This is a genomic window from Paenibacillus sp. FSL P2-0121 (assembly GCF_037975345.1).
GTDB lineage: Bacteria > Bacillota > Bacilli > Paenibacillales > Paenibacillaceae > Paenibacillus_AQ > Paenibacillus_AQ odorifer.
The window spans coordinates 1,130,421-1,143,617 of record NZ_CP150245.1; the positions used below are offsets into that span (position 1 = coordinate 1,130,421).

The 13,197-nt window shown below is 46.1% G+C and carries 13 protein-coding genes; all 13 read left to right on the plus strand.

What is annotated here, in order from left to right:
* Positions 1-11: 11 nt before the first annotated feature.
* Complete coding sequence (locus MKY54_RS04770) at positions 12-647, plus strand: response regulator transcription factor (RefSeq protein WP_036676623.1); 636 nt, start codon at positions 12-14, stop codon at positions 645-647.
* Between the two features lie 265 nt (positions 648-912).
* Entirely contained in the window at positions 913-1,650 is a 738-nt protein-coding gene (locus tag MKY54_RS04775; RefSeq protein WP_076185032.1) for a Wzz/FepE/Etk N-terminal domain-containing protein, read from the plus strand.
* Positions 1,634-2,275, plus strand: coding sequence for a CpsD/CapB family tyrosine-protein kinase (locus MKY54_RS04780; RefSeq protein WP_076218270.1), 642 nt, complete (start codon positions 1,634-1,636; stop codon positions 2,273-2,275). The genes MKY54_RS04775 and MKY54_RS04780 overlap by 17 nt, the downstream gene beginning before the upstream one ends.
* A 149-nt stretch (positions 2,276-2,424) precedes the next feature.
* Positions 2,425-3,315, plus strand: coding sequence for a UTP--glucose-1-phosphate uridylyltransferase GalU (galU, locus tag MKY54_RS04785; RefSeq protein ID WP_042185171.1), 891 nt, complete (start codon positions 2,425-2,427; stop codon positions 3,313-3,315).
* A 30-nt stretch (positions 3,316-3,345) separates the two neighbouring features.
* Positions 3,346-4,038, plus strand: coding sequence for a sugar transferase (locus tag MKY54_RS04790; RefSeq protein WP_076129267.1), 693 nt, complete (start codon positions 3,346-3,348; stop codon positions 4,036-4,038).
* Positions 4,039-4,063: 25 nt separating this feature from the next.
* Positions 4,064-4,999 (plus strand): glycosyltransferase, encoded by a 936-nt coding sequence (locus tag MKY54_RS04795; RefSeq protein ID WP_036676610.1) that lies wholly within the window; start codon positions 4,064-4,066, stop codon positions 4,997-4,999.
* Positions 5,000-5,008: 9 nt separating this feature from the next.
* Positions 5,009-6,355: an O-antigen ligase family protein gene (locus MKY54_RS04800; protein ID WP_036676609.1), complete on the plus strand. Its 1,347-nt coding sequence runs from the start codon at positions 5,009-5,011 to the stop codon at positions 6,353-6,355.
* On the plus strand, positions 6,352-7,125 hold the full coding sequence (locus tag MKY54_RS04805; protein ID WP_036676606.1) for a WecB/TagA/CpsF family glycosyltransferase: 774 nt from the start codon (positions 6,352-6,354) through the stop codon (positions 7,123-7,125). The genes MKY54_RS04800 and MKY54_RS04805 overlap by 4 nt, the downstream gene beginning before the upstream one ends.
* A complete protein-coding gene (locus MKY54_RS04810) occupies positions 7,122-8,600 on the plus strand; it encodes an O-antigen ligase family protein (RefSeq protein WP_076129265.1) in 1,479 nt (492 codons plus the stop codon). Before MKY54_RS04805 ends, MKY54_RS04810 begins: the two co-directional genes overlap by 4 nt.
* Positions 8,566-9,951, plus strand: a complete 1,386-nt coding sequence (locus MKY54_RS04815; RefSeq protein ID WP_339189700.1) for an oligosaccharide flippase family protein — start codon at positions 8,566-8,568, stop codon at positions 9,949-9,951. Before MKY54_RS04810 ends, MKY54_RS04815 begins: the two co-directional genes overlap by 35 nt.
* Before the next feature lie 26 nt (positions 9,952-9,977).
* Positions 9,978-10,835 carry a glycosyltransferase family 2 protein gene (locus MKY54_RS04820; RefSeq protein ID WP_038568901.1) on the plus strand — a complete coding sequence of 286 codons (858 nt, stop codon included), beginning with the start codon at positions 9,978-9,980 and terminating at the stop codon, positions 10,833-10,835.
* Complete coding sequence (locus MKY54_RS04825; protein ID WP_339189701.1) at positions 10,822-12,009, plus strand: glycosyltransferase family 4 protein; 1,188 nt, start codon at positions 10,822-10,824, stop codon at positions 12,007-12,009. Before MKY54_RS04820 ends, MKY54_RS04825 begins: the two co-directional genes overlap by 14 nt.
* Entirely contained in the window at positions 12,009-13,148 is a 1,140-nt protein-coding gene (locus tag MKY54_RS04830; protein ID WP_036676593.1) for a glycosyltransferase family 4 protein, read from the plus strand. The genes MKY54_RS04825 and MKY54_RS04830 overlap by 1 nt, the downstream gene beginning before the upstream one ends.
* The last annotated feature ends 49 nt before the right edge of the window (positions 13,149-13,197 follow it).

Below are 13,197 nucleotides of genomic sequence, written 5' to 3' on the forward strand. Positions count from 1 at the left end.
AGGTCGTTTCTGTGAAAATCGTCATTGTAGATGATCATCCTTTAGTTAGAAGAGGACTGGCATCTGTCATTTCAATGCAGCCGAATGTGCAGTTTGCAGGTGAGGCAACGAATGGCCAAGAAGCGCTTCTTGTGATTGAGGAGACGCAGCCTGATCTTGTATTGATTGATCTTAAGCTAGCAGATGAATCGGGATTGGATGTCATTAAGACAGCACGTGCTCGTGGTATCGTTAGTAAGTTCATTCTGTTGACGTCATCTGCGAGCAGAGAGGATTTCCTGAAGGCTGAAGAAGTACTGGTAGATGGATATGTACTGAAAGAGGCGTTGCCTGAGGAGTTACTGTTTGCTATCCAATTGGTGCATAAGGGAAGAAAGTATTACGATCCTGGTCTGATGGAAGATAAAATGCGCATGAGTGGAAGCAGCCCAACGGATGAATTGACACCCAAAGAAAAGGAAGTCCTGATCGAGCTGGGGCAGGGCGCATGCAACAGAGAAATTGCTTCACGTCTTTTCATTAGCGAATTTACGGTGAAAAAGCATGTCAGTCAGATTTTAGCAAAATTACAGGTGGCTGATCGTACACAGGCAGCGCTTTATGCAAATGCTGTCGGATTAACCAAATATGAAATGTCATACGAGTGAAAATTGAAATAATTCGTAAGCATTGTACATGAACACGGACAGGTTGTCCGTGTTTTTTTGTGCGTTAAAACTTAAATCAGCCCTATATATGGCACTAAAGTATACCTAATCCCCCTCTTAAGAGGTATAACGTCTTACTCCAAAGTGAAGAGGAAAGTGATGGTATGAGCCATGTGGCGAATGGTGTGGATTGATAGAATTAAAGCAACAACTGAAACTTTCATGAATGCTTTCAGAATGTAATTTTAGCGGAAGGAGGGTTACTGTGGAAAAGACGATTCTGGATTACATTAACCTGATTAAAAAAAGGTTTTGGCTCATCATGGTGTTCGTTTTGATCTCCTGTGCTACGACTTACTATGTTAGCAAAAACTTCGTTGAACCCGTCTATTCCGCTTCCGGACAGCTGCTTGTCAACAACATTGCCAAAGCTCCCGAGAGCAACAATCTTAACGATTTGAGCTTTAGCCTGAATTTAATTGAGAGTTACAAGGAAATTATGAAATCACCAACCATCATGAAAAGCGTAATAGAAAATCACCCGGAGTTTGGTCTCACGGCCGATGAACTAAGTCAGAAGCTTGAGATTAAAACTTCAGAGAAGAGTCAGGTGATCAACCTCAATGTTCAGGATGAAAGCTACACCAAAGCTGCCGGGATCGTAAATGCGGTATCGCAGACATTCATTCGTGAATTGCCGTCGCTGATGAGGGTAGACAATGTTACCTTGCTGACACCGGCCGATCCGACTGATGTTCCAGGGCCCTCGAACGGCGGGTTTGCGATGAATCTCATCATTAGCTTTGTTGTATCCCTTATGGCTGCCTTAGGAATTATTTTGCTGATGGAAACACTTAACGGCACATTAAGGTCTGAAAAGGAAGCGGAATATGACCTTGGTCTACCGGTAATTGCTTCGATCGCAACCATTCGCAAACGTGATTTGGGTAAGGCAGTAGGCGACACCAGAGTGAAGGAGGGTGCTTATGTTGCGGCTAAATAAGAGTCTGGTTACAGACGTTAATCCATCCTCGCATATCTCCGAATCGTTCCGATCACTGCGCACATATATACGTCAGCTTGAACTAGCGCAGGGCGGCGGAGGAAAAGTGCTGCTCTTTACATCAGCAGAAGCTGGGGCAGGCAAGACGACAATCTTGTCGAATCTCGCGGTTTCTTTCGTCCAGGACGGCAAGAAGGTAGCGGTGGTTGACTGCAATCTGAGACATCCCGGTCTTCATACCGTGTTTGAAGTAGAGGGGAGTGACGGGCTTGCGGCTTATTTAAGTGGGCAAGAGGAAGCAGATAACATCGCAGTCCTCGGAAACTTAGCCAATCTTTCAGTCATCCCGGCGGGAAAAACTCATGTTAGTCCGCCGGATTTGCTGGGGAACTCCAAAATGACCGCTTTGCTTGAGGAACTAAAAGAAAACTACGATCTGATCCTGCTGGATTCTCCTTCGGCAGTCGATTTCAGTGATGCTCGTATATTGGCACCTCAAGCGGACGGCGTGATTCTGGTGGCCAGATACGGAAAGTCCAAACGGGAATCGATTCGCAAAGCGAAGACGCTGCTTGAACAGACCGGCTCTAATCTAATCGGAATTGCCATGAACCAGGCGAAGTAAATGTTTATGCTTTCGAAGTAAGTTTTGCTCGAAGTCAAATCATTGAAGCTAATGCTCACAAAACTTAAGTTTATGCTTTCGAAGTGAGTTTTGTACGAAGTCAAATCATTGAAGCTAATGCTCACAAAACTTTTAGGAGGTAAAGTGCGATGAAAAAGGTAAAAAAAGTAATCATACCCGCGGCAGGACTAGGTACGCGCTTTCTTCCTGCAACGAAAGCCATGCCTAAAGAAATGCTTCCGATTATCAATAAACCAACCATTCAATACATTGTTGAGGAGGCTATTGCTTCCGGTATTGAAGATATCATCATTGTTACTGGTAAAGGTAAAAGAGCCATTGAGGATCATTTTGACAATGCGTTTGAGCTCGAGTCTAGGCTTCTGGAAGATGGAAAGCTGGATCTGCTTAAAGAGGTTCAACGTTCAGCTAAGGTAGAAATTCACTATATCCGCCAGAAAGAACCGAAGGGTCTGGGGCATGCCGTATGGTGTGCAAGACGGTTTATCGGAGATGAGCCATTCGGTGTCATGTTAGGCGATGATATCGTCACAGGAGCCGTACCTTGCCTTAAGCAGCTGATCGATCAATATGAAGAAACACAAAACTCGGTTATCGGAGTTCAAGAGATTCCTGATGAATTCACGAATCGTTACGGTATTATTGAACCGGATTTACAGGACGGTAAATTGTATCGGGTTAACAATTTTGTAGAGAAGCCGCCACTAGGTACGGCACCTTCCAATCTTGCGATCATGGGCCGGTATGTGTTTACTCCGAAGATCTTTAAGTATCTTGATTTGATGGAAGAAGGCGCTGGCGGAGAGATCCAATTGACAGATGCCATTCAGAAGTTGAATCAGAGCGAACGGGTATATGCCTATAATTTTGACGGAACAAGATATGATGTCGGCGAGCGGCTTGGATATATTTTGACAACACTTGAATTTGCACTGCAAAGCGAAGATTTGCGCTATCCGGTGATGGATGCAATGGCGGAATGGCTGAATAAAATGGGACAAACCAGCTTGAGTAGTTAAGTTGAGTTCGCAAAATTTTAGATGAGGAGGATGAGCATGCAAAAACTGCCGGAAGACTACGAGGCGGTCCTGCCGAAACTTTACATGCTGCATACCGATGAGAGAAGGAAAGAAGCAGAGTCCTATTTGATAATGAAACGGATGATCGATATCTTTTTTTCCGCTCTTGGTCTTCTCGTGTTAATGCCATTATTTGTTGTCGTGGCGATTCTGATCAAGCTGGAGGATCCGAAAGGAAAGGTGTTCTTTCGGCAAAACCGGGTTGGGAAGAATGAAAAGCAATTCCCGATGTATAAGTTCAGATCCATGGTCAGTAACGCTGAGGAGTTAAAAGAAAACCTGATGGCCTATAACGAAGTGAGCGGTGCCATGTTCAAGATTAAGAACGATCCGCGGATCACACAAATAGGGAGATTCCTGCGCAAGACGAGCATCGATGAGCTACCTCAGCTGTGGAATGTGCTGATAGGTCAAATGAGTCTGGTCGGTCCTCGTCCTCCGCTGCCAGAAGAGGTGGCTCAGTATACGGATTATGACAAACAGCGTTTGACGGTTACTCCAGGTTGTACCGGATATTGGCAAGTAAATGCCCGAAACAGTGTCGGCTTCGACGAAATGGTACAGCTGGACTTAACCTACATCCATATTCGGAGCACCATGCTGGATCTAAAAATCATTGCTAAAACCGGACTGATGTTACTCGGTTCAAAAGATGCTTATTAATAATGTGGAAATTAGGTGAATGCCGATGCGTGAATACGGAGACGTTCCTAAGCTTTCCATTATCATCTGTACCTACAACAGAGCACCTTTATTGATCAAGACGCTTCAGTCACTTTTAAAGCTGGATCACTTAGAGCAGGCGGAGATCATTGTTGTGGATAATTGTTCCAAGGATGATACTGAAGCTTGCGTCAAAAAGTTTATAGGAAAGCATGGAGCTGATGTGGATATCCGCTACATGATGGAGCCGATGCAGGGGCTTTCAGCGGCTAGAAATACAGGAATTCTGGCTTCCAAATCGCCGCTGATTGCCTTTCTCGATGATGATGCCATACCTTGCCAGCGTTGGATAACAACGATTGTCAGTACTTTCGAGAGTAAACCGGAGGTCATGGCTATGGGAGGCAAAATCGCTCCGATATTTGAAAGTAAACGTCCGGACTGGTTGATTAAACCCTTTGAGCTTCCGTACACGATTGTTGATTTAGGTAGCCGGATTAAGGAATATCCCAAGCAACTTCATCCTTGTGGGGCCAATATGGCGATGCGGAAGCTCGTATTCGACATCAGTCTTTTTCCCCTAGATCTCGGAAGAAAGGGTGATTCTCTGCTCTCTGGTGAAGAGACCTGGTTATTCGGACAGATTCAAAAAGAAGGGCATTCCATCCTCTACCATCCGGAAATGGCGGTTGACCATTTCGTTCCGGCGGCCCGTTTGACGGAAGACTGGATTATGAGGCGCTATTATAGCCAAGGTATCTCTAACGCTATGAAAAGCGAAGGACTAAAAGGCAAGCTGCTTCTAGTGGGAAAGACAGCCGCTAAGCTCGTGTATATCCTGGCTGATTCTATCCTCTCAAGAAGTAAAGGAAGAAGGCTTTTGAACAAATGCAGGCTGGAGAGTATTCGTGGAACGCTTCATATGATTCTCAATCGGGAGAGGCATTCCGCAGCGGGGTGAGGGATTAACATGACAAATTTTGAGTGGGGCTCCAAATTAAATGTTTTGCCATACGGGATGCTCTATCTCATGTCGGCCCTGTTCTTTGGAACGGCGGTCATCTACCAGCCGATGATTGCGATAGCTGCCGTGCTTCTGATAATTTTGCTGGGAATCTCGATTTCACGGCCTGAACTGATCAGTTATTTCGTTCTAATCACGACTGCAATATCGATTAACTTTTTATATGATGGCAGCATGTTCGGAATGGAGATACTGTCCCTTTATAAATTGGTTATCGTGATGCTGCTTGTTCCTTGTATTCTTGTCAATGGCTTGCGGTTTCGTCTGAGTCACCCCTTGTGGGCAATGGTAGCGCTGCTGGTGATTACCTTTGGGTCTTCGATCTGGCTGCCGGAAATGACCTCATCCATTGCAGTTAAAGCTTTTATCGGTCTATCCATTCCATTCGTATTTTTATTAATCAACTGGAAAAAGAATGTAGCCGAGCTGCAAATCAAAATTATCTGTATGCTTCCCCTTGTTAGTGTAGTGGTTGGTTTGTTGCTGCAGCTTGCGCATGTTCATAATTTTCTCAACATCGAGTATACAGGCGCTGTACGGATTCAGGGGGCTAATATTCCTGCGCATCTAGCGATGCTGGCCTTTATGGGAGTAGCGATTCCATTTATAGAGGTGAAGCGGAATCCGCAGCAAGCACGCTTTTTCTATATCATGTTAGTTCTAAATTTCTTTATCTTGATTGGAACAGGAACAAGAGGGCCTATATTGGCACTTGGACTTACCGTTCTCTATTACTTCTATGATATTCTCCGCCAATATTTGAAGGGCAGAACCTATCTGCTAATTCCGTTGATGGGTGCATTTTTCCTGATTATGGTCGCCGTTTTCTGGCAGCTCGATAATTTTGAGAAACGTTCCTTTGAGAGACAGACAGATACGGCTGTTGATTTATCAGGAAGGTCAGAGGCATGGGAGTATTTCTTAAACAAGGCTGCGGACTCTCCTTGGTCTGGTAGAGGGCTTGGAGCAGTGACGGTAGCAAATGATGGAACATTGTATAAGGGTTTTGTAGTTCCGCACAACGAGTATATCCGCTTTTACTTCGATGGGGGATATATTGGCGCTATTCTGTTGATGTTCTCTTTATTGGCTGTATTTATTCTGGTGTACAGAGCATTGGCTCCGCCGATCAAACCTTATTATCTGTTATTTATTGCAGCGTTTTTAATCTACTCATTCTCCGATAACACGCTGTCGACGGTCCAATTTATTATTCCGTTCTGTTGGTACCTGAACTGCCTGTATCGATCTTCACAGCCAACCGATTCCCCACAAAAAGAAGTGATACGATGAGTCAAGTGAATATGTTCGATGTCAATTTTGATAACTATGATTTCATGGATTTGCTTGATTACATTGATAAAACCATTCAGGAGAGGAATCAGTCTTATATCCTCACTTGCAATGTAGATCATGTGATCAAGCTTCGTAAGGATAAAGAATTTCAAACGGTATATTCGAAGGCAGGCGCAGTTGTTGCTGACGGAATGCCACTGATCTGGGCATCCAAAATGCTAGGCAAGCCGCTTAAGCAGAAGGTATCCGGCGCGGATCTATTTAATCGATTGGGCAACGCCTTTGAGCAAAGGAAGTACCGGCTGTTCTTCTTAGGCTCAGCTGAAGGCGTGGCGGAACGGGCAGCGATGAATTTGAAAACAGCACATCCCGGAATAAATGTGGTTGGCTGTTATTCTCCATCCTATGGATTCGAGCACAATGAGGAGGAGAATGAACGCATTATAGAAATGCTGACAGAGTGCCAGCCAGATATCGTGTTTGTTGGTGTAGGAGCACCTAAGCAGGAAAAGTGGATTTACCGCCACTATACCTCTTATCAAGCTCCGATATCGATCGGAGTGGGAGCGACCTTTGATTTTCTGTCAGGCTCAGTAAAACGAGCGCCTAGCTTCATGCAAAAAACAGGGTTCGAATGGTTCTGGCGGCTTAGCCAGGAGCCGGGCCGGCTCTGGAAAAGATATCTTGTGGACGATGCACAATTTCTACTTTTATTACTTAAGGAACTGCGTAAGCGGGATAAGGTGAAGGAAGGAGGCTTGGAATGAGTGTATTTACGCCCCCATCACTTAGGTTCATCAAGACAGTTGGATTAATAGGGGGGACTGCTGCTGTAGGTGTCTCTCTTCCGCTGATCATCGGCTTCTCCAGTGCGATGCTGAGTTCATCGAACAGTCTGCAGGGAGCCATTCTCTCAGCCATCCTATTCCCAGCTTTCTTGTTAGCCATACTTAGACCGAAAATGCTGGTTGCTTATACCTTGCTAATCTGGGCCGTAGCTCCAGAGCTGCGCCGCATTGCTGACTGGTCAGAAGGAGTGTATCACTCTGTATCCTTGCTGAGCTTAGCTCCCTTGTTAACCGGTGTAACCTTGATCATTCCGCTGCTGAAGGAGATTCATAATATTCAAAAAGCCTCCACGCGGATCATGTTAATGTTCGCAGTTGCGCTGGGTTATGGTGCTTTAATCGGTTTGGCTAAGAATGGCATGGGCTCAGTTTATGACTTAGCGAATTATATTGTGCCACTGCTGTTATTGCCGTACTTTGCCGTCACGAAGTTCAAGCCGAAGGATATCGATCGACTGCTTACCGCTTTTGCCAATATTGCAGTCCTAGTTGCCATTTACGGGATTGTTCAGTATTTGACGGTGCCACCTTGGGATGTGTTCTGGATGAAACATGCGGATATGATGTCCATCGGAAATCCATATCCATTGGAAATCCGAGTGTTCTCTACGCTGAATTCGCCCGGACCGGCTGCAACCTTCTTAGCGTTTGCTTTAGTTCCGATGATACTGGAGAAAAAATGGCGGGGAACATTGCGCTGGATCGGCGTTCTGCTAGTTGTAATCTGCCTGCTGACTACTTTGGTACGTGCGGCATGGCTGATACTCCTGGTGATGCTGCTCATGTATATTGGAACCTCTCCTTCTAAGGGAAAGTGGAAAACCTTGATCCAATTAGTTTTTGTGGCTGCTGCGTTGTTCTGGGTTGTGCCGAAATTGCCTGGTGCCGAAGGACTGGTTGCTCGGGTAGAGACACTTTCTTCTGTTCAGGAAGATCACTCTTATAATGAACGGCTAAGCTTATGGCAAAACATGCTGCCGATGGTTGCCGCCAATCCAGTAGGTCAGGGAATTGGTAGTGTAGGCCAAGGGACTAAGCTTGGTAATGACGGCGAGCTTGGAGAGTACGGAATTATGGATAACGGAGTTATCGCTTTACTGCTTACCTTTGGTGTTCTGGGTGCTGTTTTCTTCTTCGGAGCTTTAGGCGCAGTTGTCAAACAGATATTCGCTAGAGTAATCAGCAGGGACCAATTGCAGCCCTACGCCCGACTTGCGTTAGCTACTTGGACCGGTGCGATTGTCAGTCTAGTTTCAGATAATGGGTTTCCCGGACTCAAGGGATACTTAATCTGGATGCTGATCGGTCTTGGCCTCAGCGCAAGGGAGATTACTCAAAGTAGAAGGAAGGGAACACCGTATGCAGCAGTTGAATGCAAAATCTCTCCCCGCTAGAGCAATCTGGTCATCTTTTAGACTGTTCGCCAAGAGCAAGGACAACAGCTCGGCAGCCGTAAAAACTATGTTTGTCAGTGTCATGATCCTATTGATTAACATGTTAACTGGTGTACTGACCGCACGTTATCTTGGACCGACAGGTCGTGGGGAACAGACGGCAATGATTAACTGGTCACAGTTTCTGGCGTTTAGCATGAGCTTTGGCATTCCTTCAGCTCTCATCTATAACGCTAAGAAAAATCCGGAGGATGCCGGAGTGCTTTATCGTATGGCATTGCTGCTCGGTACCATTTTTGGAGTCATAGCGATGATTATAGGTATCGTGGTCTTGCCTTATTGGCTGAAATCCTTCAGTCCGGAGGTCGTGACCTTTGCTCAGTGGTCTATGATTCTGTGTCCGATTATAGTGATCTCTCAAATTAACAATGCAGCTTTTCAATTCAGAGGCGAATACAAGAGGTTTAATTGGATTCGCTATCTAGTGCCGTTGCTTACACTGACGATGATCGGGATATTGATCGCGCTGGATCAGATGAATCCATTTACAACTGCAGTTGCCTATCTTCTTCCGGGAGCGCCGCTGTTTATCGGAATGACGATTTCCTTGCTTCGTACCTATAAGGTGAAGATGAGAGGGGCCTATCAGAATTTAAAAAGATTGTTTACTTACGGACTTGGTTCCTACGGCAATGACTTGCTTGGCAATTTCTCTACCTATATCGATCAGATCGTAATTGCCGGTTTGTTAAGACCTGCTGATTTGGGGCTGTATGTAGTGGCTGTGAGTCTATCACGAATGGTTAATTTTTTCTCAAGCTCAATTACGATCGTGTTGTTTCCTAAGGCTTCTGAGCTGTCCAAAGAACAGGCAGTTGAGTTAACATTCAAAGCCTTCCGAATAAGTACGACCTTCACCATGCTTGGCGGAGTATTCCTGATGCTCTTAGCCCCTTTAGTAATTCCGTTGATGTACGGCAAAGACTTCAATGCGGCATTAACCGTGTTTCGCTTATTGCTCCTTGAAGTGACCATTAGCGGAGGGACGATCATTCTGGCGCAGGCCTTTATGGCGTTAGGCAAGCCAAAAGTGGTTTCGATGCTTCAAGGTTTCGGCTTACTTTTGGTTATCCCAATGTTGTTCCTGCTCATCCCTAAATTTGGCTTACTCGGAGCAGGGATAGCGATGTTGTCATCAGCAATCCTGCGATTTTTCTTCATTGTTCTCAATATAAAGTACACCTTAAAAGTTAAACTTCCGCGGCTGCTCATTACCCGGGAGGACATTCAGTGGATGAAGACGACGATGAATTCTTACATTCGCAAGAAACCTATGGATATGAATGGATAATGCGAAAGATAAAGGAGGAAACCTTCATGGATTCAGTAAAAAGCGTGGTAGGCGGCCAAGGCAATTATCCAATATCGGCTGTCATCATCGCTCAGGATGACGAAGTTCGAATATCTAAGGCCATACAATCCTGCAGGTTATTCGCCGACGAGGTGGTTGTGATTGACGGAGGCAGCAAAGACGGGACAGTACAGCTTTCTGAAAGCTTGAATTGTCGTGTATACGTCAACCCTTGGCCCGGATATGCGAAACAGAGGGAGTTCGGAGTAGAACGCGCGGTTCATGATTGGGTCTTCCTTATTGATACTGACGAAGTGGTCAGCGACGAGTTGGCCGCGAGTATTCTTGAACTGAAACCGGGGCTTATGGATCAATCGGTTGCCTATTCTATCTACCGGATCGGTGATTTTATGGGCAGATGGCTGGATCGTGGCGAATATCTAGTGCGCCTTTACAACCGCAAAGCGTATGGCATTCGAAATAGCTTGGTGCACGAGATGCCCGAGGTCTCTGAAGAGCGAACCATACGTTTGACAGGAACCCTCTGGCATTATGGTTACCGCAGTATTAACGATCATGTGGCACGTTTCAATAAGTACACTGACTTGGAAGCTGAAAGTGCGTATGCCAAGGGCAAACGATTTCGGGTCAGTCATCTGCTGTTAAGACCACCAGCCCGTTTCCTGCAAAAGTATTTCTTACACGGGTTGTTCAAGAAGGGAATGTCAGGTTTCGGAGTATCCGTCTTCTGGGTCATGTATGAATTCATGGTCGGCTTCAAGCATTACGAATTAATTAGATCGGGAAAGCTGACTCAGCACAATGCGAAGACGAGTCAGACCGAGAAGGAGAATAAAGGAGAGAGAAGCTATGCCGTACAGTGACGGATTGAACATTATGACGACAGGCCTTAGCTGGCCGTCGCTACAGCCGGGTGGGCTTAACACGTATTTCAAATCCGTTTGCGAGCAACTCTCCTCACGTAATCGGGTGCATGCGCTGATTTGCAGTCAAGAGACGCTTGCTACCCCTGAGGAATTGATTATTCACAATGCCGGAGATCCAAAAGATGGGATCTGGAAACGTAAGGATGCTTTCCAGCGTAAGGCGGCCGATCTGATGGGAGAGGGCAGTGGCCGTATAGATATTTTATACACTCACTTTGCTCCTTATGGTATTGGTCCAGCCTTGGAAGCAAAGAAACGTGGGATTCCTGTAGTGATGACTTTTCATGGCCCATGGAATGAAGAAATGAAAATCGAAGGCCAAGGCATTAAGCACCGGGTCAAAACAACCATCGCCAAATCCATTGAACATAGAGCCTATAAGCTTGCGGATAAGTTCATCGTGCTTAGTGAGACGTTCCGCGATATTCTCCATAAGCTGCACGGAGTGCCACTACACAAAATTATTGTGATTCCAGGCGCAGCTAATGTGGAACGTTTTATCCCCGCTACGAATCGATTGGCGATTCGCCGAACCTTGAATTTACCTGAGGGAGCAACAACCGTGCTGACTGTCCGGCGGTTGGTCAATCGGATGGGACTACTCCAGCTGCTTGAAGCCTGGAAGCAAGTTGCGGAGCGATTCCCGAATGCAATTCTGCTGATTGGTGGTAAAGGGCCGTTGCGGGGGGAACTGGAAGAAAAGATCGCCGACTATGGCTTAAGCAACAAGGTAAGGCTGCTAGGCTACATTCCTGATCATGAACTGGCCTCTTATTATCAGGCAGCGGACATGTTCGTGGTTCCCTCACAGGCATTGGAGGGCTTTGGTTTGATTACCGTTGAAGCCTTATCTTCAGGATTGCCAGTGATGGCTACACCGATTGGCGGCAATAAGGAAATTTTGCAAGGCTTCCGGCCGGAGCTGCTATTTAAGAGTTCAAGTAGCGACCACATGGCTGAAGGCATGATCCATATGCTTAGCAATCGAAAGCTGCTTCCGAGCCGGGATGAATGTAGGGAGCATGTACTGGAGAGATACACCTGGGAGCATGTTACGGATCAAGTAGAATCCGTGTTCCTACAAGCCTTAGGAGAGGAGGTGACCACGTAATGCTTAGAGTGGCCTATATAGATCACACTGCTAAATGGAGTGGTGGAGAAGTTGCCCTATTTAACATCCTTACCCATATTGGAGAACAGATCGATCCCCTGGTAATCCTGGCTGAGGATGGTGCCCTGGCTGAACGGCTACGAGAAAAAGGGATGGATGTCCGTATTATTCCGCTGGATGAGAGCATCAGAAGTCGTGGTAGAAATGCAGTTAACTTGGGAGCACCTGCTGCAGCCTTCAAGCTGTTGGCTTATGGCCGCAAGCTTGCGCCGCTTTTAAAAGCGGAGAAGGTAGATTGCGTGCACACCAATTCCCTGAAATCTGCATTATACGGAGCCATCGCTGCAAAAATAGCGGGCGTTCCATTGATCTGGCACATCCGGGATCATATTGGAGCTCCTTATTTAAAGCCAATCGTTGCCAAAGGCATTCGTTTGCTGTCGCGTCTGCTCCCCAATGGAGTCATCGCAAATTCACATTCTACGCTGAATGCTTTGGAGTTGCCGCGTTCGAAAAAAACGCTGGTCGTATACTCCGCTTTTGCTAAAGCGATTGGTAATGGAATCGGTATGCGGGACCAGAAGGATTTTAACGTACTGCTAGTTGGTCGATTGGCGCATTGGAAAGGTCAGCATATTGTGCTGGAAGCCGCAAAAAGCTTTAAGAACGAACCTCGTGTGAAATTCTGGCTGGCCGGAGACGCTCTGTTTGGAGAAGAGGCTTATAAGCAGGAATTGCTGCAAAAGATAAAAAACGACGAGCTTACTAATGTAAGCATGCTAGGGCATGTGGATGATATCCAAGGCCTTATGAATACTGCTGATTTACTGATTCACACTTCGGTAACTCCTGAGCCTTTTGGCCAAGTTATCGTTGAAGGAATGGCAGCGGGATTGCCGGTGATCGCCTCCAATGAAGGCGGGCCGGTAGAAATTGTAGTTCAAGGTGAGACAGGGCTACTGATAGAGCCTGGTGACGCGGCGATACTGGCAGACTCCATTAAATGGATGCTGGATCACCCAGAGGAAAGACGGCGGATGGCGGACAATGGGATGAAACGAGTGAAAGAGCATTTTGTTATCGAGAATACGGTCAAGGACATCGTTGACTACTATAAAGGTTTGTTGGCGGGCACCTGACAGATGATATGACGCGGTAATTCTGAAGATGATGCTCCATAAAACTTTG